Genomic DNA, 19,265 nt, shown 5'->3' with positions numbered 1-19,265 from the left:
ACCTGATGGCCAACGAGACAGTCAACGCGGAGACCATCGAGACCCGCCCGCAGGAGAACCGGAAACGGTGGATTGCGCACTGGGAGCCGGAGGACCCCACCTTCTGGCGTACGGTGGGCCGGCCGGTGGCCCGGCGCAACCTCATCTTCTCCATCTTCGCCGAACACATCGGCTTCTCGGTGTGGCTGCTCTGGAGCATCGTGGTGGTGCGGCTGAGCAGCGCCGGGTGGGACCTCAGCGTCAGCCAGACGCTCTGGCTGACCGCCGTACCGAGCGGTGTCGGGGCGTTCCTGCGGCTGCCGTACACCTTCGCGGTGCCGATCTTCGGCGGCCGCAACTGGACGGTCGTCTCCGCCCTGCTGCTGATCATCCCGTGCGCCGGTCTCGCCTGGGCGGTCAACAATCCGGAAATCGGGTACGGCACCCTTCTGATGATCGCCGCGACAGCCGGATTCGGCGGCGGAAACTTCGCATCCAGCATGGCCAACATCTCGTTCTTCTACCCGGAACGGGAAAAGGGCTGGGCGCTCGGCCTGAACGCCGCCGGTGGCAACATCGGCGTCGCGGTGGTGCAGTTCCTGGTGCCGAAGGTGATCGTGCTCGGCGGCGGGCTGGCGCTGTCCCGGGCCGGCCTGATGTACATCCCGCTGGCGGTCATCGCGGCGGTCTGCGCCTACCTCTACATGGACAACCTGGCCGAGGCGAAAGCGGACGTCGAACCGGTCTGGTCGTCGTTGCGCCACCCTGACACCTGGATCATGTCGCTGCTCTACATCGGCACGTTCGGCTCGTTCATCGGCTACTCGGCGGCCTTCCCGACCCTGCTGAACGCGGTGTTCAACCGGCCGGACATCGCGCTCGGCTGGGCGTTCCTCGGCGCCGGGATCGGCTCGGTCGCCCGGCCGCTCGGCGGTCGGCTCTCCGACCGGATGGGCGGCGCCCGGGTGACCGCGGCCAGCTTCGTCGTCCTTGCGGCCGGCGCCTACGCCGCGCTGTGGGCGGTGCAGCAGCAGAACCTCGGCGTCTTCTTCGTCAGCTTCATGGTGCTGTTCGTCGCCACCGGCATCGGCAACGGGTCGACGTACCGGATGATCTCGAAGATCTTCCGGGTGAAGGGTGAGGACCGCGGCGGCTCTGCGGAGACGATGCTGCGGATGCGCCGGGAGGCGGCCGGCGCGCTCGGCATCATCTCGTCGGTCGGCGCGTTCGGCGGCTTCCTGGTGCCGATCTGCTACGCCTGGGCCAAGTCGACGTACGGCAACATCGAGCCGGCGCTGCGCTTCTACGTCGTGCTGTTCGTGGTGATGCTGGCCGTCACCTGGTTCGCCTATCTGCGGCGGGGTTCCCGGATGGCGCAGGCCGGCGTCTAGGATCGGGCGTCGTGCGCGTACTTCTCATCGGTAGCGGCGGACGCGAGCACGCGCTCGCGTCCAGCCTGGCCGCCGACCCCGCCGTCGACCAGTTGATCGCCGCTCCGGGCAATCCGGGCATAGCGGCGGTGGCCGAGCTGCGCCCGGTCACCGCCACCGACCCGCAGGCGGTCGCCGCCCTCGCCGTCGAGGTGGCGGCCGACCTGGTCGTGGTCGGTCCGGAGGCACCGCTGGTCGCCGGGGTCGCCGACGCGGTACGCGCCAAGGGCATCGCCTGCTTCGGGCCGTCCGGCGCGGCCGCCGTACTGGAAGGCTCCAAGAGTTTCGCCAAGGACGTGATGGCCGCCGCCGGGGTGCCGACCGCCCGCGCCGTGACCTGCCGGAACGCCGACGAGGTGGCCGCCGCGCTGGACGCCTGCGGCACCCCGTACGTGGTGAAGAACGACGGGCTGGCCGCCGGCAAGGGGGTGGTGGTGACCGACGACCGCGCCGCCGCCCTCACCCACGCCGACTCCTGCGGGCAGGTGGTGGTCGAGGAGTACCTGGCCGGGCCGGAGGTGTCGCTGTTCGTCGTCACCGACGGCACGGCGGCGGTGCCGCTGCTGCCGGCCCAGGACTTCAAGCGGGTCGGCGTCGGCGACACCGGCCCGAACACCGGCGGCATGGGTGCGTACGCGCCGCTGCCGTGGGCGCCGCCGGACCTGGTCGACCAGGTGATGGCCGAGGTGGTGCACCCGACGCTGACCGAGATGCGCCACCGGGGCACCCCGTTCGCCGGGCTGCTCTACGTCGGGCTGGCGGTCACCGCCGCCGGCCCCCGGGTGATCGAGTTCAACGCCCGGTTCGGCGACCCGGAGACCCAGGTGGTGCTGGCGCTGCTGGAAACCCCGCTGGCCGGCCTGCTGCACGCGGCGGCGACCGGCACGCTCGCCGACCACCCGCCGCTGCGCTGGCGGGACGGGGCAGCGGTGACCGTGGTCCTCGCGTCGGCCGGCTACCCGGCGGCGGCCCGCACCGGCGACGTGATCACCGGTGCCGGGCAGGCCGGGATCAGCCACGCCGGCACCGCCCGCGACGCCACGGGGCAGCTCGTCTCGGCCGGTGGTCGGGTGCTCAGCGCCACCGGAGTCGACGCCGACCTGGCCGGCGCGCGGGACGCCGCGTACCGGCTGCTGGCCGGGGTCGACCTGCCCGGTGGGCACTTCCGGGCGGACATCGCCCTGGCCGCCGCCGAAGGCCGGATCACCCTGCCCTGACCCCGGGTGCCGGATCACCCCGTGCCGGCCGGATAGCGGCCCGCGCGGCGGGTACGCCCCGGCGCATGGGGACGAGCTACCAGGACGTACTGGACAGCCTGAACGAGCTGGACTTTCCCGCCGACAAGGAACAGATCGTCGCGGAGGCGCGGCGGGTCGGCGCCAGCCCCGGCGTGGTACGCGCGTTGCGCGGCCTGCCGCCGGTCGAGTACGCCAACCGGACGGAGGCGGCCCGCTCGGCGCACATCGACGCCGCGCCGGAGCAGGACCCGGCCCAACGGGCGGCGCGGGCGCGGTTCCGGGACCACCAGCGGGTGGCCCAGCATCTGCGCCAGCCGTAAGTGCCGGGGTTCACCAAGTCCGGGCCGGGGGGTCAGCTGCCCGGCGGCCGGGGCAGGTCCCGGGTGACAACCTTGCCGGCGGCGTTGCGCGGCAGCGCCGACAGGAAGATCACATGCCGGGGGACGGCGAACCGGGCGCGGTAGCGGCGCACGTACTCCCGGACCGCCTCGGCGTCGAGCGTCTCCTCCGGGTGCAGCACCAGGTACGCGGCGAGCCGCTGGCCGTACTCCGCGTCGGGCAGGCCGACCACCGCGGCCTCGCGTACCTGCGGTAGCTGGGCCAGCAGGTCGGCGACGTCGGACGGGAAGACGTTCTCCCCGCCGGAGACGATCATGTCGTCGGCCCGGCCGCCGACGAAGAGCAGCCCGTCGGCGTCGACATGGCCGAGGTCGCCGGTGCCGAGCAGCCCGTGCCGGCGTTCGGCCGTGCCGTCGTCGCTGGTGGTGTAGCCGTCGAAGAGCAGCTCGTTGCCGACGAAGATCTGCCCGACCTGCCCGGTCGGCACCGGTTCGCCGTCCGGCCCGAGCACCGCCAGCCGGGTGCCGTACGGCGGCCGGCCGGCCGTGTTCGGTGCCCGGCGCAGGTCGGCCGGAGTGGCGATGGCCGCCCAGGAGACCTCGGTCGACCCGTACAGGTTGTAGAGCACGTCGCCGTACCGGTCCATGAACCGGGTGGCGATGCCGCCGCCGAGCGCCGAGCCGCTGACCGCGACCACCCGCAGCCCGGTCGGCTGCTGCCGAGGCTCCGGTACGTCGTGCAGCAGCCGTTGCAGCATCACCGGTACGGCGAACAACGCGGTGCAGTCGTGCCGGTCGACGGCGGCCAGCGCGGCTGCCGGCTCGAATCGTCGGTGCAGCACCACGGTGGCCCGCAGCGCGAACGCGATCTGCAGGGCGGCGTACCCCCAGGTGTGGAAGACCGGCGTCGCGATCATGATCCGGTCGTGGACCCGCAGCGGGATCCGGTCGATGATCGATGCCAGCGGTCCGAACCCGGTCGGGGTCCGTCGCCGGGCGCCCTTCGGGGTGCCGGTGGTGCCGGAGGTGAGCACGATGATGCGGCCGTCGCGGCGCGGCGGCTCCAGCCGGGTGTCCGTCGGAGCGTCGCGCAGCAGCTGCGCCACCCGGGTCTCGTCGACCCGGACCACCCCGGTGTCGACCTCGACCACCTGCTCGCCGAACTCGCGGTCGTGCAGCAGCACCCGCAGCCGCAGCTCGTCGGCGACGGCGGCGAGCTGCGGCCCGGCCAGCCCGGTGTGCAGCAGTACGGTGTCCGCGCCGAGTAGCCCGGCGGCGACCATCGCGGCCACCATGTCGGGGTGGTTGCGGCAGAGCAGGCCGATCCGGTCCCCGGCGGAAACATCCAGTGCGGTACGTAGCGCCCCGGCCAGCCGCTCGGCGCGGTCGAGCAGCTCCCGGTAGGTCAGCTGTTGTCCGCCGTCGTCGATGAGCGCGACCCGGCGTGGATCGCGGGCGGCGGCCTGGCGCAGTTCGCCGACGAGGGTGAACCCCCAGCGACGCAGTGCGGCGAGTTGGGCGACGGTCCGCACCGGCGAGCCGGGGGTGAGCACCCCGCGTCGGGTCAGCGTGGAAATCAGGAACGGCAGGTCCACCGGCACACACCCCCAGCTGCGGGCGTGACCGGTCGGAGGGATGGTCGACCCCGCTGATACAGGACACGTATCAGGCGGGGTTACGGATCGGTGGTCAGCTCTTGGGGATGTCGAACAGGTTGGGGATCTGGGCGGCGAGTCCGAGATCGCCCTTGGCCTTGAGTTTGCCGGTCATGAACATCATCATCGGGTTCGCCGTGCCGGCGACGACCTTGAGGAAGTCGACCGGTCCGAGGGTCAGGCTCAGCCGCGGTTCGCGCTCGGCGGCCGGGGATACCACGCAGGTGCCGTTGTCGACGACGATCTCGTAGGTGTCGGTGCCGCCGTCCGGCCGGCCGGTGATGTTCCAGTGGATCACCGCGCTGGTGGCGCCGGCCTTCTCCGGACGGAACAGCACGGGCATCCGGTTGAACACCTCGTCGAGGACCTTGCCGCGCAGGTCGCCCTGCATCACCTCGGCGATCTTGGAATGCGGGGTGGTCTTGACCAGCTTGCTGAACTCCTTGGCGTCGATGGACGCGAAGTTGGCCGGGTCGAACTCGGTCATCGCATACCCCTCCAGATCGGAACGTCGGGCCTACCTTAGCGTAATGTTACGCGTCGGTAGGTTCGGCCGGTGGGGCCTGACGCGGACCCCAGCCGCTGCGGGGGCCCGACCACCCGTAGAGTCGGGCGTGCTCAGTCCTCGCCTCGGTAGACGCAGCCGGAGGTGCAGGTTTCCCGGACCGTAACCGCTGACAACGGCAACTGACCGGCAAGTCGCTGCCAGATCCATCGGGCCAGCACTTCGCTCGTCGGGTTCTCCAGCCCGGCGATCTCGTTGAGATAGTGGTGGTCGAGTTGCTCTCGGACCGGTGCGAACGCCTGCTTGAGGTCACCGAAGTCGATCACCCAACCGGTGCGCGCTCCGACCTGGCCACTGACGTGCACGGTGACCCGGTACGAGTGTCCGTGCAGGCGGGCGCACTTGTGGCCTTCGGGTACGTAAGGCAGCCGGTGTGCGGCCTCGAAGGTGAACTCCCGAAAGATCTCCATCAGGCAATCCCAATGTATTTGTGAGTCTGTAAACTCAGACGCCACTGCGGATTCTCTAGGCAGTACCGCACCGCAGCCGCAGTATTGGCGACTCGATCCGGCCCGTCCATCGGCTGCAGCAGAAAATGGCCGAAGTCGAGGTGCTCGAAGCGGGCCGGGTCGGCCTCCGGCTGGGGAAAGACGAGCTTCAGGTCGTCACCCCGGGTGAGTAACACATCCGCGCCGGCCTTGGGACTGACACAGATCCAGTCGATGCCCGCAGGTGCGGGCAGAGTGCCGTTGGTCTCGACCGCGACCTCGAAGCCTGCTTCGTGCAGGGCGGTCACGGCCGCCTCGTCCAGCTGCAACAGTGGTTCGCCGCCGGTGCACACCACATACCGTCGGCTGCGGGGGTGCGCCCGCCCTCGCCAAGCCTCGGCGACGGCGGTGGCCAGCTCGGCGGCGGACGAGAACCGCCCGCCCCCGGTGCCGTCGGTGCCGACGAAGTCGGTATCGCAGAATTGGCAGATCGCACGATGTCGATCGCGTTCCCGCCCGGTCCAGAGGTTGCAACTAGTGAATCGGCAAAATACTGCGGGGCGACCGGCATGCGTACCCTCGCCCTGAAGCGTGTAAAAGATCTCCTTGACCCGGTACACGCCGATCATCCGTCGCCGGAGATGGCAGGATCGATCATGCCGAGCTCGGCGAAACCGCGTTGACGGAGCAGGCAGGAGTCGCAGCTGCCGCAGGCCCTGTCGTCGATCGGGTCGTAGCAGCTGTGAGTCCATGCGAAGTCGACCCCCAGCTCCAGGCCCCGCTGGATGATCGCGGCCTTGGTCAGCCGGATCAGCGGGGTGTGGATGCGCAACCGCTGTTGCCCCTCGACGCCGGCCTTGGTGGCAAGATTGGCCATCGCCTCGTACGCAGCGATGTACTCAGGGCGGCAGTCCGGGTAGCCGCTGTAGTCCAGTGCGTTGACCCCGATGAATATGTCCGACGCGTTCAAGGTCTCCGCCCAGGCCAGCGCGAACGACAGGAAGATCGTGTTGCGTGCCGGTACGTAAGTGACCGGGATGGTGTCGTCCATCTCATCGGGGTTGGTACGGTGCGGTACCGCGAGCGCGTCGTCGGTCAGTGCGGACCCGCCGAAGGCCCGCAGATCGATGTCGGCGACGATGTGTTGGGCCGCGCCGAGCGCCTTCGTCACGCGGGCGGCGGCGTCAAGTTCGACAGTGTGTCGCTGCCCGTACCGAAAACTGAGCGTGTGGGCCCGGTAGCCCTCGTGTATCGCGATCGCGAGCGCCGTCGTGGAGTCGAGGCCGCCGCTGAGCAGCACCACAGCATTCCGCGTCCCTGTCGGCAGGTGCTCCGTCACCTTCCACCCCCGTCCATCGGCACAGGTCTAGCCAGCTGGCAAGCATACCCAGCGTGCCGCCGGAGCCTCGCTCAGGGCCGGCGTTCCGGCCGGGAGCGGAGTCCTCGTATCAGTCCATTCGAGTGGGGTGTTGTTCCGTTGGTGACCAGGGGAATACCCGTTCCTTGCGGGCGGGGAGGAAGCCAAGCGTTGTGGGCGTTCAGGCAGGCCCTTCATCAGGCGGCCGTGGCTCAGCGCCGGTAGGTGCTCGACGCTGCCAGCGCGATGCCGCCCCGGACGTTGAAGTCAACCGTGACCTTGAGAAAGACGGGGTCGAGTGCGGCTACCAGATCATCCCGCATCCTCGTGGCCAGGTGCTCGTGGAAGATGCCTTCATCCCGGAAGGTCTCCAGGTAGAGCTTGAGGCTTTTGGTTTCCACACCCCGGTCACCCGGACGGTAGTCGATCCGGATGGTCGCCCAGTCCGGCTGCCCCGTGATGGGGCAGCGGCAGGTGAACTCCCGGCAGTCGATCGTGATTTCCTGCGAGCTGTCCGTGATCGGAAAGGTGTCGAGTGTCCCGTCAGGCTTGGCCTGCGCCTGCCCGAGCTTAGTCAGCGCCATGGACCGATCATAGGCTCTGCCGTAATGTGTCCATCTTGTCCCTGTTCCCGGCCGCTGCGTGCGGCATGCCCGGTACGTCCACTCGCTGCTGGTGACCCGGGAAGCCGCCCGCACCCGAGGTCATGATCTTGCTAGTTTCGAAGCCGGGTGGCAGCGTCACGTACCGTGGTGCTGCATGGAGATGGAGGCTGCTTGACCCTTCGGTGCCGGCTTGCGGAAACAAGCCTCACACCACCACGAAAGGCGTTGGCTGAAGACCGTCGTCCTGAGCGTGGTTGGAAAGCGCACGGCCGGGATCGCGTCAGGTACGGACGGGGAAGGTCGGAGGTGATTCTCGGGATGAACCTGGGGGAAATTTGCCCACTTCCCCGGTCCGCTCTGGGCGGTGGAGATCCTGAAGAGGGGTGGTGCCAGGATTCCGGGCATTCCCAACGCGGTCGGCCGGGTGGCGCAGACCGCCTTCGTGTACTATGGATCAAGCAATGACGCAATCTGCGGGCGACAGCCGAGTCGACGAGATCGAGCAGGTCATCGTGAAGAGTCGGCGCTACCAGACGGTGGCTTCAGCCACCGTGCGACGTCTGGCCGGAGCAGCTCTCGTCGCGGCTCGCGGCGATGTTCCCGATGCGGTGAAACGCACCAAGCGCGGGCTACATGAGATTTACGGTGCGTTTTTACCGCCCAAGCCGCCCAACTATGCAGCGTTACTCAGGCAGATCGAATCTGCCGTTGACACCGGAGACGACGAAGCGGTACAGGCGGCCCTCCGACGTGCGATGACGGTGCATCTATCCACCCGGGAGCGGCTGCCACACCTGACAGGGTTCTACCAAGAAGTCTTTCGTGAACTGCCCGAGCCGAGTACGGTGCGTGATTTAGCCTGCGGCCTCAGCCCGCTGGCTGTGCCGTGGATGGGCCTACCCGAGCAGGCCGTGTACGTCGCGTCCGACATCGACGCCCGCCTGATCGACTTCGTGGGTTCCGTGCTGACGAGATTGGGTGTAAAACACCGGGTGGGGGTGGCTGACATCCTTGAGGATCGCGCTCGCGAGCCGATCGATGTCACACTGCTGCTGAAGACGTTGCCCTGCCTGGAAACTCAGCGCAGGGGATCCGGTTGGGAAGCGATCGACCTCGTCAACTCGCCGATCATCGTGGCTACCTTTCCGACCAGATCTCTCGGTCAGCGGTCGAAAGGGATGTTCCAGACCTATTCGCGGAACTTTGAGTCGCAGGTCCGGGAGCGGTCATACAGCTTCCGGCAACTGGAAATTGGCAACGAGCTGGTCTACATCATTCAGAAGTAGCTTTCGCTGAGCCTTCAGAAGAACTGGAACGAGCGGAGTCGCGGCTCAGGGAGGACTGAGACCACCTGGTCTCACCCCTTGTGGATCGCTATCAGCTCCTCCGACGCCAGGCTGGCCCGTGAAATGCGCCAACCCCGATCGCGGGCCAGCTCGGCGAGCTCCTCGACATGTCGAGACACGAAGACCGCAGCTCGACCGTTCATGGCCCGGGTGGGGAACGAAACCACCACGTCGCGGCAGTCCAGTCGGTCGATCAGCGCCTGCCCGGCACCAGTACGGCGTCCCTCCATGCAGTGGTACGTCTTGAGCAGTAGCGCCAGGTCGGCGCTCACCTGCCGGCCGTCGGCGAGCACATCCTCGTGCTGGACCTCGCAGTCCGGGTAGGCTCGTGCCAGAAATGCGTTGCCCAACCCTACCAACGACGCGTTGAAGTCGTAGCCGACGTACCGGGCCTCGCTGACCTGCCTCAACCAGGGCAGGGTGAACGGGTTCAGCGCGCACGCGAGGTCCGCCACCGTCCGTGGCGGCGGTACCAGTCCGAACAGGACGGGGTAGAAGTCGTCGAGGTCGGGCAGACGCTCGGCGGTGGAGAAGTGGCCGCCCAGCATCTGCCGGCACCAGTCCCGCCGGCCCTGGGGATCGTCGAGATCGGCTCGGTCGACCGCCCGTCGTAGCGCCGGTGGCCGGGCGGTGAGCAGATGCAACGCAGCCACTTTGTGCAACCGGGCCCGGACCCGCCGTTCCAGCTCGGCCGGGTCGCCAGTGCCCCGCCCTTCCCGCCGTACCAGGTCGACAATGGTCTCCGGGTGGATGTCGCGGTATTTGGCGGCCGAGGTGATCCGGGCGATCACCTTGTGGACGGCGGGAGGTTCGGCGGTTCGTGCTGGGGACGCGGCGATGCCCGGCGGGTGGGCACCTGCTGGTCGCAGCCTGGCCAGTGGTTGGTCGTGGTCCGGCGCCCGGTCCGGTGGAGGTGCGGTCACCGGCCGGTCATCCCTGCCCGCCCGGCTCGGGTGCGGCGGATCCGGCAAGCTGGCCGGACCGGATCATCTCCAGCAGGCGGGTGTAGAAGCGAAGATTGTGCAGGGTGGCGAGCCGGTCCGCCAGTCCGTCCTTCACCCGGAACAGGTGGTGCAGATAGCTGCGGCTGTACCGCTGGCAGGTCGGACAGTCGCAGGTCGGGCAGATCGGCTGGTCCTTGCGGGAATTCTCCTCGTCGAGGATGTAGATGTTCTGGTAGAAGCTCCGATCCGGAGTGAGCTGCCGGCTGGCGATATCAGGTTTGAACGCGTAAAGGCGGCCATGCCGGGCATCCCGGGTCGGGATCGTGCAGTCGAAGATCCATCGAGTGTCGAGTCCGCAGAGGGAGACCAGATGCTCGGGCCGGCCGACTCCGAGGGCGAACAGCGGCGCGTCGGGTGGAGTGATCCGGGCGAGCAGGGCGAACATGTCGCGCTCCAACTCGCCAGCGGAGTTCAGCGGCCAGCCGCCGAATCCGAACCCCTGCGCCCCCGACTCGACGAGGGCGTCGACGCAGCGTTGGCGCAGCGTCGGATCGGTACCGCCCTGGACCACCCCGACCAACAGGGGCGGCTCCGATGTCCGGCGCTGCCGACACTGGAGGTCGTACGCCTGTCGGGCCTGCCGGAACCAGCGGATCGTGCGCTCGGTGGAAGCGAGCTGCTGAGCCGGGGAGTCCTCCGGGCCGGTGCAGTCATCGAGGGCGATCACCACGTCGGATCGGAGGCCGAACTGCCATTCGATGACCTTCTCGGGGGTGAGCACGATCTTCTTCGTGTCCGGTGACTCTTGGAAAGTCACCCCGTTCGATCGGATTGACCCAATTTGTCCCCGTTTGCGGATCAGGGAGAGGATCTGAAACCCGCCGGAATCTGAGACGATCACACCGTCCCAGGCCATGAAGTGGTGTAGCCCGCCGGCCCGTCGGACGGCCTGGAGCCCGGGGCGCTGCGCCAGGTGCATGGCGTTCACCATCACCGCCTGGATTCCCACTGTTGCCAGATCACGGCTGTCGACCGCGCGGACCGAGGCCCGTGTGCCGTCGGGCAGGAAGGTCGGCAGAACGATCGAACCGTGCCCGGTCTCCAGCCGGTGCCCGGCCTGCAATCGGTGCCCAGCGGGAGCGGCAGGGTCTGCGGAAATCATCAGGTCGCAGCTCCTCGACGGCGGCAGACGGCTTCCCCACGATACGCGACCCGCCGGACGCCATCTCGGTCGCCGCCCGGACGGGCGGCTGACTGGTAGGTCTTGACCGGGCTGTCCTTGCCGGACCGGCATATGTCCTTCTCGGACATGCACGTGCAGGGGCTCGAACGCTACCACTGTCCGGCGGCATTTTCCTGGCCGGCCCTACGGTGAATCCTGCTGAACAGCATTTCCTTATGGTCCGATCATGGACTGGCGTTCCGGTCGCCAGATGGCAGCCGGGCTCAACCGACTCTCATCACCCTGATGTGCAGCTGAATCCGGATTCGCTCTGGTCGGTCAACACAAGGGTGACCATTGGCCGTGGAGCATCTACTCGGTCGGCGGCTGATACGAAAGTGCCTGCGGCGGGTGGACGTCGCCGGTCCGTCGCGTCCCGGGGCCGAGTAGTCCGCCGGCGGCGAACCGCAGGGCGGCACCAACCAGGATCGCCAGAAGGCCGCTGACAACGAGCGGACCCAGCGTGCGCCCAGTGACCGGAAGGCCGTCATCCGATGTGCCGTCGCCCGGTTCCTCGCTCACCGGCGGTCCTTCCCCGACATACCGGAATGCGATCTCGTTGGAGGTGCCGACCGGGGTGCGTACGGAAATCGTCGTCGTGCCGGCCTCACAGGCGGGAGTCGGGAAGGTCAACACGTTGAATGCGCCACTGACCGTGACGACCTCCGGCCCGAGCGTCTGGCCGCAGATTGTCACCCGGGTCTGCCCGGGAACGAAGCCAGTGCCGCTGACCGTCGCCGTGGTGCCGCCGGCGGCGGTTCCTTCACCGGGGTTGACCGAGTCGATCCAGGGCGTGGCATCGCTGTGATACGTGGAGTCGGTGAGCGTGTCGATACCCGCAGGTCCTGGTGATGTCGGATCGGTCGGCGGTGTCGGCCGCACGCACGCTGCCTCGGCGACGGTCACCGTGCCGGCCGGAACCGTGACCGAGCCATCGGCCGTGTCGCCGGCGATCTCGAAGGTCGCCGTGGCGGCGGTGGCGGCGGTGACGCGGGTGCCGAGCTCGCGGATCTCGGTTCCGGTGACGCTCGCGGTCAGCCGCGCGCCGGTCAGCCCGGTAACCGGCAGCGGCCGGCTCGACGTGATCGGTGACCCTTCGACAGGCAGGCTGACGGCTGCACCGAACACGGTCAGCCCGTCGAGCGCCGTCTCCACCGCCGCCCGCCGGTCCGCTCCACAGCTCACCGAGGCGGAAGCCGCGGTCACCGTCAGTGCGGGTACGCCGAGAACACTGACGGCCAGGTCGCTGACCGTGCCGGACCCGGTGCTGTGGTACGGCCATCTGGTGACGGACACCTCCTCGACCGTCCCGCTGGCCGACACACCGACGGCCGTCGGCAGGACGACCTCGATCGCGGGTCCGCTGTCGGTGCCGGGCTTCGGCGGGGCGGTGGCGCTGCCGACGATGGCGTCCGCGTCGATCACGGTGGTGCCGAGAATGTCTGCGGCGAGGTCGAATCGGACGCCGACGGCGTGCCCGTCACCTTCCGTTGCCGTGACGGGCCCGGACACGGACAGGCTGGCGAGCGCTCCGGCCAGGGCTGCGACGGTGAGCATGGATGTATTGCGGCGTGTGGTGGTACGCACAGTTCCTCGTCTCGGACTTCGGCATCACACCGCGCCAGGTGGGGATACGACTCGCACTGGCGGGCAGGAGCAGGAGTGGTGTGGCCGGAAGAATTCGGCAACGACAGGCTGAACGAGAGAAAATGCGACCAGTTACGCAATTATCGCTAGATTGGCCATATCGGTCAGATCGTGACCGACTGCCAGGGTGCTGGTGCAGCTACGGAGCACGAGGAACGCCGAGAGGGTCAGCGGTCCGCCGGTGCTCGCCGGCTGCCCGGCAGTGCCGGCAGGTCGGCATGTCAGACTGCCGTACGTGACATCGCGTCCGCAGATTCCCAACGTGCTCGCCGCCCGGTACGCCTCCGTCGAGCTTGCCGCTCTCTGGTCCCCGCAGGAGAAGATCCGGCTGGAGCGCAAACTCTGGCTCGCCGTCCTGCGCGCCCAGCGCGACCTCGGCATCGCCGTGCCGGACGGGGTGATCGACGCGTACGAGCGGGTCGTCGACCAGGTCGACCTGGCCGCCATCGCCGAGCGCGAGCGGATCACCCGGCACGACGTCAAGGCCCGGATCGAGGAGTTCAGCGCGCTCGCCGGCCACGAGCACATCCACAAAGGGATGACTTCCCGGGACCTGACTGAGAACGTCGAACAGCTACAGATCCGGGCATCGCTGGAGCTGATCCGCGACCGGGTCGTCAGCACCCTGGCCCGGCTGGCCCGGCTCGCCGTCGAGCACACCGATCTGGTCCTCGTCGGCCGCTCACACAACGTCGCCGCCCAGGCCACCACGCTGGGCAAGCGGTTCGCGTCGGCGGCCGAGGAGCTGCTCATCGCGTACGAACGGTTGACCGACCTGATCGACCGCTACCCGCTGCGCGGCGTCAAGGGGCCGGTCGGCACCGCCGCCGACCAGCTGGACCTCTTCGACGGTGACGCCGCCAAGGTCGCCGAGCTGGAGCGTCGGGTCGCCGGTCACCTCGGCTTCCGGCGGGTGCTGGACAGCGTCGGCCAGGTCTACCCCCGATCCCTCGACCTGGACGTGCTCTCCGCCCTGGCCCAGGTCGCCGCCGCCCCGTCCTCGCTGGCCACCACCATCCGGCTGATGGTCGGCCACGAGCTGGTCACCGAGGGCTTTCGGCCCGGGCAGGTCGGCTCCAGCGCCATGCCGCACAAGATGAACACCCGCTCCAGCGAGCGGGTGAACGGGCTGGCCGTGGTGATCCGGGGCTACCTGTCGATGGTGGGCGAGCTCGCTGGCGACCAGTGGAACGAGGGCGACGTCTCGTGCTCGGTGGTACGTCGGGTGGCGCTGCCGGACGCGTTCTTCGCCGCCGACGGGCTGTTCCAGACCTTCCTCACCGTGCTTGACGAGTTCGGCGCGTACCCGGCGGTGGTCGCCCGGGAACTCGACCGCTATCTGCCCTTCCTGGCCACCACCCGGATTCTCGTCGCGGCGGTGCGTGGCGGCGTCGGCCGGGAGACAGCGCACGAGGTGATCAAGGAGCACGCGGTCGCGGTGGCGCTGGCCATGCGGGAGCAGGGTGCCGCCGACAACGACCTGTTCGACCGGCTCGCCGCCGACGGGCGGCTCGGGTTGAGCCGGGACGAGATCGCCCTGGTGGTCGCCGACCGGGCTGGCTTCGTCGGCGCCGCGCCGTCGCAGGTGCGGGCGGTGGCGGCCCGGGTGGCCGCGGTGGTCGCCGACCACCCGGTGGCCGCCGCCTACCAACCGGCCCCGATCCTGTAGAGCTAGCTGCTGCCGGCCCCGATTCGGTGGACCTATCTGCCGCCGGAGCCGGCCGAGCCGCTGGTGTCGTTGCCGGCGCTGGCGTCGGAGTGACTCGCGTCGACCTTGAACTGCTTCGAGTCGTCGCCGGCGTCGGGCCGGAGCTGCAGCACCACGGCGGCCGTCCCGTACGCGCAGAGCTCCATGTGGGTGCTGCCCACCTGCCGGGTGTCGAACCGCATTCCGATGACGGCGTTCGCGCCCTTCTTCTTGGCGGCATCGCCCAGCTTGCCGATGATCTCGGTCCGGTACTTGGTGAGGCTGGCCGGTCCGCCCGGGTCGGACTTGCCGCCCCGCAGCGCCTTGACGCCTTCCTTGAAGGGGTTGATCGAGCGGACCACGGAGGTGACCACCTCACCCAGCACGATCCGGATCTCGTATCCCGGTAGATCGTTCGTCGTCACGATCAGCACGGAACCGATGCTATGAGTGATGGTGTGCCCTGCTCGCGGGCATTGGTGGGGCCTGCGCCATCCGTCAAACGGCACAGCGCGGCCACTTGGTACCTCAGCGGAGCCCGCGCCAGCTAACGGTCAGCGGACACCCGCTGGGCAGGCACTAGTCAACTGCCGGGAATAGAGGATCCACGGCCGCGGAGCGACGGCCCTCCTCGCCAACGAAACGGCAGTTCATCCGTTTCTTGGCTGGTTGGGGCTACTGGGCGGTTCTTGGGCACTCCTGCCAGGATTGCCGCCGTGTCCGACTACGACTACGCGTACCGCGGGCTCTCCCGCCTCCAGGGAGATGCAGGCCGGCTGACCATGCTGCTGGAGACATCCGGCGGGGTGACCCCCGAGGGCCCGGTGACGCATCCGCAGCTGTTCACAGGTTTCCTTACCGCCCCCGTCGCTGCCGCGACCGCGTTCCTCGTCGTCGCCGACGTGGCGGCGACGCGTTACTACCGGCCACAGCTCGCCGCCTCGCTGGACCCGGTGGTCACGGCCAACGGCGACCGGCTGCGGATCGAGTCCTTCTCCGGATGCTGCGGGGTCTACGCCCGCCTCGACATCCTCGACGACGGCCTGGACGGCGAGGTGATCCGGCACGGCACCACCAACGTCGACGTCAACTCGGATTTCCGCCGAGCGCTCAACCGGGTCGGTGCTGCCACGCCGCTGCACCTGCTCGTCGGGGCGGACGAGGTTGCCGTCACGACGCTCGACGGGCGGTACGTGGAGAAGCAGGTACCCCTGCCGTCGCGGTGGGTGCGCGGCTTCGCCGAGGCGCAGGTGCTGGCCACCGGGCTGAGCCTGCGGGCGGAGGTGTCGCCGGCGGACGCGGAGGCGGTCCTGCGGGCAGCGCCACGCCCTACCACCCGGTCAGTCATCGGCACCACGCACTGGGTGAGCGTGACCGGCCGCGGCCTGCGCCCGGCCACCCGCCCCGGACCGGGCACGATCGGCCTGCCCGGCGTCGAGCGGCTGACCACGCTGTGGCCGGTCCTGCCGTACGCGGACGCCGTCCGGATCTACGCCCCAGCCGACGGGACCCTCGGGCCCGTCGCGTGGGAGGCACGGCTGCCGGGGATGCGGCTGACCTTGATGCTCTCGCCGGCGGCGGCACGGGGCTTCTCCGGCGAGGGCGGGGTGCTCGACGATCTGGCCACTTCGACGGCGACCGAGGACGCCGCCCTGGTGTCCGCGCTGCTGGCCTGGGACCCGACGATCGATGTCGACCAGCTGGCCCGGATGGCGGACCTGCCGTCACACCGGGTCCGGGCAGCCCTGACCACCCTGGGCACGGCAGGTCAGGTCGGCTATGACCTCGCCGAGCAGTCGCACTTCCACCGCGACCTGCCGTACCGGCCGCAGCAGGTCGAAAGGTTCAATCCGCGGCTGCGGGCAGCGCGCAAGCTGGTCGCAGCCGGTGCCGTCACGATCGCCGACGGGTTGGCGACCGTCGGTACGGGCAAGGAGATCCACACCGTACGGTTCGGTGCCGCCGGCTGGGTGAGCTGCACCTGCCTCTGGTGGGCGAAGTACCAGGGCGGACGAGGGCCGTGCAAGCACGTGCTCGCCGCCCGTATCACCACGAACTCGATGTGAGGCTACAGTGGACATGATGGACCGGATCGTCGCTGGTGACGTGGCCGGGGTGGGCCGGGCGATGAGCAAGCTAACCCCGGCACGGCGCGCCGGACACGCCGAGACGCTCGCCGAGTTCCGGACGGCACTGCTGTGTCACAAGTGGGAGGAACTGCCTCAGCCGGAGCGGTTCGGGCGCCTCGCCGCCGAATTCGCCGCGCAACCCGACCCCGGCACAGCCGGAAAATGGCTCACCCGGATGGAGAACCACTACTGCCAGAAGGCTGACATCAGTTGGGAGGACGACAAGAACAAGACCGCTGGGCCGCACCGGTGGGTGGTCGAGGTGGTCGACCACTGGACGGCCGAGCAGCAGGCCGAGCTGGTCGCCGCGATCGACAGTGCAAGGAAACTCTTCCCGCTTGCCGACTACCTGATCCGGCGCACCGGCTGCCCCCCGCCGACCTCCCGCTCGTTCCTCCTCAACTGGCTCTCAGCCCGGTGGTACGGCGGGGACCCGGATCTGGTCCCCAACCCGCCCGGCATGACGTTCGGAGAGCGGGTGCGAAACGACCCGCTCGCCCCGATCCTGTTGCCTATCGCCCGAACGAACCCAGACAAATACATGTCGGACTCTGCACAGGCCGAACTGATCGAGGCTGGCCTGATCAGCGGCGACCACGTCGTCGACCTCGTCTTCCGCCGAGTGGACTGGGGCCATCTCTGCTCGCCGCGAGGGGACAAGGCGCTGGTGCGGTTGATCGCTGATGATCCGCGGTGGCGTGCCCTGGCGGCGGAGTACTGGTCGACGAGGCTGCAGGGGTGGCTGGAGCGGGTCCGGCAGACGAGCGAACGCAGGGAGCTGCGGAGCTGCCTCGAGATGATCAACGACCTACCCCCCGCCTTGGCGCAACATGCGGCCGTCGGCCGTGACTATCTCATGTTGTTGGACCTGTGGGTGCCGGTGGCCGAGTACGCCCGGGTCCGCCTCGCCGAGCTTGACGAGGCCGGCCTGATCGAGCCGGAGCTGGTCACCGAAACGACCCGACGACTCCTTCGTCGAGCGGACAAGAAGCTCATCCGGGCGCACCTGACGTGGCTCGACCGGACAGCGCGACGAGACCCGGCACGAGCCGGCCAGCTGGTGCGATCGGCAGCTCTGGCGTTCGGACATCCGGACATCGCCGTGCAGGAGCAGGCGCTCAAGATGATCGCCCGGCATCTGGATGCTGCCTCGGCGGCGGAGCAGGTTGGTGCCGACGAACCCATCAGGGCTGTCCTGCAGGCGGCGGCGGACCGGCTGACACCTGCACTGTCGGCGCAGGCCGCTGACCTGTTCGGACCGGTGGCGCGGCGCGACGAGCCGTACGTCGAGACGCTGCCGCTGGTCCGCGCGCCCGCCGCGGTGCCGGAACCGCTCGGCACGCCCGCCGAGGTCGCCGAGCAGGTGGCCGCTGTGCTGGCCGGCAGCCAGGACATCGTGCTGTTCGAGCAGGCGCTCGACGGACTCGTCCGTCATTCGGTGCACGACCGGGCCGGACTCGCCGCGGCGCTGGTTCCCGTCGTGCGGCGGGTACCGGGACGGCCCAGTGACTGCACACCCGTACACCTGTGGGTCGTCGTCCAGGCGGTGACCGGAGCGGTGCCGGACGACGACTGGCTCGTTGCGCGCTGCTGCTGTTGCCGCGGCGAGTTCTCGCCCCCAGGTCAGCTGCTCGCCACACGTATTCGGGAGGCCGCCGTGGCGGTACGCGCCGGCGACCTTCCGTACCTGCTGGCGGTCCCGACCGACGCCACCGGAGCCCTCGACGCGGCGGTACTCGTGGAGCGCCTGACGGGGTATGCCGAGCGTGGCATCGCCGCGCGATCGGCCGATCTTGGTCAGGCCCTGCTGCGGGTCATTCCCACCACCGATGAGCGGATCATCGATGCGGCCGACAGGCTGCCGGGCGACGCCGGTCGCCAGCTGTCCAGCTGGCTACGGGCCGGCGGCTACCCGCATCAGCCGTCGACACCGGACGACTGGGACAAAATCGGTGCCTTCGACATCGTGCACAAGTTGATCGACCTGCCCGGGGCCGTGACCGATCTACAACTGCCGGCCGACGCCGAGCGGCTCTTCCGTACCGGCACGAGGTGGGATCGGCAGTGCCGCAACCAGTTGGCGGCCTGGGTGGCCACGTTGCCGCACCACCGGGACAGGGTGGCGAACTGCTACTACGACTACAGCGCTCGTGAGCCCTACACGGAGCGGGACAGGCGGGCCTGGATGCGTCTGCTTCCGCAATTGGCCGAGTCGGGCGGCCCGGCCGATTTCGCCCTGCATCTCAGACTCGCGCTGGCCATGGACGCCGACCGTCCTCGGGAACGCGCGGCGGCGATCGACGCGACCCTGGTCCTGGCTGCCCGTGGTGACCTCAACGGCGAACTGCTCGGCCGGCAGATCGTGAAGCTTGGTCCCGAGGGGTATTCGTTTGTGACCCTCAGCCGGGCAATCGAGACTCTGGGGGAGATGGCCGCTACCGGTGCGTACGCCACGGTGTGGTCGGTGTGTCGAGGCGCGCTCCCCGGCCTGCTCGAAGGCGAACCGGTGGCGCGGGGGGTAGGGAAGTTGCTGACCCTTGCGGTGGAGTGCGTGCTGCGGTGCGGGGCGAGCGGCGAGATTCCGCAGGTGACCACCGTGGCGGCGCGTCGTGGGTCGAGCGAGCTGGTCAAGAGCGCCCGAGCGCTGGTGGCGGCGCTCGCCGGCACCCGTCGGTAGCGACCGGATGCCGCACAG

Annotated in this window: 17 protein-coding genes; 7 read left to right on the top strand and 10 right to left on the bottom strand. The window is 69.2% G+C overall.

The features are described 5' to 3' along the window. Positions 1-5 precede the first annotated feature (5 nt). From ACXAHD_RS08885 to ACXAHD_RS08875, 3 genes are all read left to right on the top strand, one after another. Entirely contained in the window at positions 6-1,370 is a 1,365-nt protein-coding gene (locus tag ACXAHD_RS08885; protein WP_281552509.1) for a NarK family nitrate/nitrite MFS transporter, read from the top strand. Positions 1,371-1,381: 11 nt separating this feature from the next. Continuing rightward, positions 1,382-2,626 (top strand): phosphoribosylamine--glycine ligase, encoded by a 1,245-nt coding sequence (gene purD / locus ACXAHD_RS08880; RefSeq protein WP_475049700.1) that lies wholly within the window; start codon positions 1,382-1,384, stop codon positions 2,624-2,626. 65 nt (positions 2,627-2,691) lie between these two features. Continuing rightward, positions 2,692-2,967: a DUF2795 domain-containing protein gene (locus ACXAHD_RS08875; protein ID WP_123606462.1), complete on the top strand. Its 276-nt coding sequence runs from the start codon at positions 2,692-2,694 to the stop codon at positions 2,965-2,967. A 32-nt stretch (positions 2,968-2,999) separates the two neighbouring features. Here ACXAHD_RS08875 and ACXAHD_RS08870 read toward each other — a convergent pair whose 3' ends face one another. From ACXAHD_RS08870 to queF, 6 genes are all read right to left on the bottom strand, one after another. Then, positions 3,000-4,580 carry an AMP-binding protein gene (locus ACXAHD_RS08870; RefSeq protein ID WP_475049696.1) on the bottom strand — a complete coding sequence of 527 codons (1,581 nt, stop codon included), beginning with the start codon at positions 4,578-4,580 and terminating at the stop codon, positions 3,000-3,002. 94 nt (positions 4,581-4,674) lie between these two features. Continuing rightward, on the bottom strand, positions 4,675-5,127 hold the full coding sequence (locus ACXAHD_RS08865) for an SCP2 sterol-binding domain-containing protein (protein ID WP_475049690.1): 453 nt from the start codon (positions 5,125-5,127) through the stop codon (positions 4,675-4,677). Between the two features lie 131 nt (positions 5,128-5,258). After that, a complete protein-coding gene (gene queD / locus ACXAHD_RS08860) occupies positions 5,259-5,615 on the bottom strand; it encodes a 6-carboxytetrahydropterin synthase QueD (protein WP_282232856.1) in 357 nt (118 codons plus the stop codon). Continuing rightward, positions 5,615-6,262: a 7-carboxy-7-deazaguanine synthase gene (queE, locus tag ACXAHD_RS08855; RefSeq protein WP_475049686.1), complete on the bottom strand. Its 648-nt coding sequence runs from the start codon at positions 6,260-6,262 to the stop codon at positions 5,615-5,617. Before queE ends, queD begins: the two co-directional genes overlap by 1 nt. Continuing rightward, entirely contained in the window at positions 6,259-6,972 is a 714-nt protein-coding gene (gene queC / locus ACXAHD_RS08850) for a 7-cyano-7-deazaguanine synthase QueC (RefSeq protein WP_282232854.1), read from the bottom strand. The genes queE and queC overlap by 4 nt, the downstream gene beginning before the upstream one ends. Before the next feature lie 230 nt (positions 6,973-7,202). Then, entirely contained in the window at positions 7,203-7,574 is a 372-nt protein-coding gene (queF, locus tag ACXAHD_RS08845; protein WP_282232853.1) for a preQ(1) synthase, read from the bottom strand. Between the two features lie 482 nt (positions 7,575-8,056). On the opposite strand from queF, the gene ACXAHD_RS08840 reads away from it, so the two are divergent. Further along, the gene (locus tag ACXAHD_RS08840; RefSeq protein WP_475049681.1) at positions 8,057-8,881 is read left to right on the top strand and encodes an Rmt family 16S rRNA (guanine(1405)-N(7))-methyltransferase; all 825 of its coding nucleotides are present in this window, start codon (positions 8,057-8,059) and stop codon (positions 8,879-8,881) included. A gap of 71 nt (positions 8,882-8,952) precedes the next feature. Here ACXAHD_RS08840 and ACXAHD_RS08835 read toward each other — a convergent pair whose 3' ends face one another. The 3 genes from ACXAHD_RS08835 to ACXAHD_RS08825 all read right to left on the bottom strand — a co-directional run bounded on the left by ACXAHD_RS08835 (position 8,953) and on the right by ACXAHD_RS08825 (position 12,694). Further along, on the bottom strand, positions 8,953-9,864 hold the full coding sequence (locus ACXAHD_RS08835) for a class I SAM-dependent methyltransferase (protein ID WP_289211823.1): 912 nt from the start codon (positions 9,862-9,864) through the stop codon (positions 8,953-8,955). Positions 9,865-9,871: 7 nt separating this feature from the next. Continuing rightward, entirely contained in the window at positions 9,872-11,047 is a 1,176-nt protein-coding gene (locus ACXAHD_RS08830; protein ID WP_289211824.1) for a tRNA-ribosyltransferase family protein, read from the bottom strand. 372 nt (positions 11,048-11,419) lie between these two features. Next, positions 11,420-12,694 carry an IPT/TIG domain-containing protein gene (locus ACXAHD_RS08825; protein WP_289211825.1) on the bottom strand — a complete coding sequence of 425 codons (1,275 nt, stop codon included), beginning with the start codon at positions 12,692-12,694 and terminating at the stop codon, positions 11,420-11,422. 295 nt (positions 12,695-12,989) lie between these two features. Here ACXAHD_RS08825 and purB point away from each other — a divergent pair, with 295 nt between their 5' ends. Next, complete coding sequence (gene purB / locus ACXAHD_RS08820; RefSeq protein WP_289211826.1) at positions 12,990-14,423, top strand: adenylosuccinate lyase; 1,434 nt, start codon at positions 12,990-12,992, stop codon at positions 14,421-14,423. Between the two features lie 32 nt (positions 14,424-14,455). Here the strand turns inward: purB and ACXAHD_RS08815 are convergent, their stop codons facing one another. Continuing rightward, the gene (locus ACXAHD_RS08815; protein WP_281552545.1) at positions 14,456-14,875 is read right to left on the bottom strand and encodes a YbjQ family protein; all 420 of its coding nucleotides are present in this window, start codon (positions 14,873-14,875) and stop codon (positions 14,456-14,458) included. 282 nt (positions 14,876-15,157) lie between these two features. Between ACXAHD_RS08815 and ACXAHD_RS08810 the strand changes: the two genes are divergently transcribed. Together ACXAHD_RS08810 and ACXAHD_RS08805 are read left to right on the top strand one after the other, a co-directional pair. Then, the gene (locus ACXAHD_RS08810) at positions 15,158-16,507 is read left to right on the top strand and encodes an SWIM zinc finger family protein (protein WP_281552546.1); all 1,350 of its coding nucleotides are present in this window, start codon (positions 15,158-15,160) and stop codon (positions 16,505-16,507) included. Between the two features lie 13 nt (positions 16,508-16,520). After that, positions 16,521-19,247, top strand: a complete 2,727-nt coding sequence (locus ACXAHD_RS08805; RefSeq protein ID WP_475049675.1) for a hypothetical protein — start codon at positions 16,521-16,523, stop codon at positions 19,245-19,247. Positions 19,248-19,265: the final 18 nt, after the last annotated feature.

Source organism: Micromonospora sp. ABR4_055, from assembly GCF_056160425.1.
Note: the sequence above shows the minus strand (reverse complement) of the source record. Positions and strands in the feature narration are given on the sequence as shown.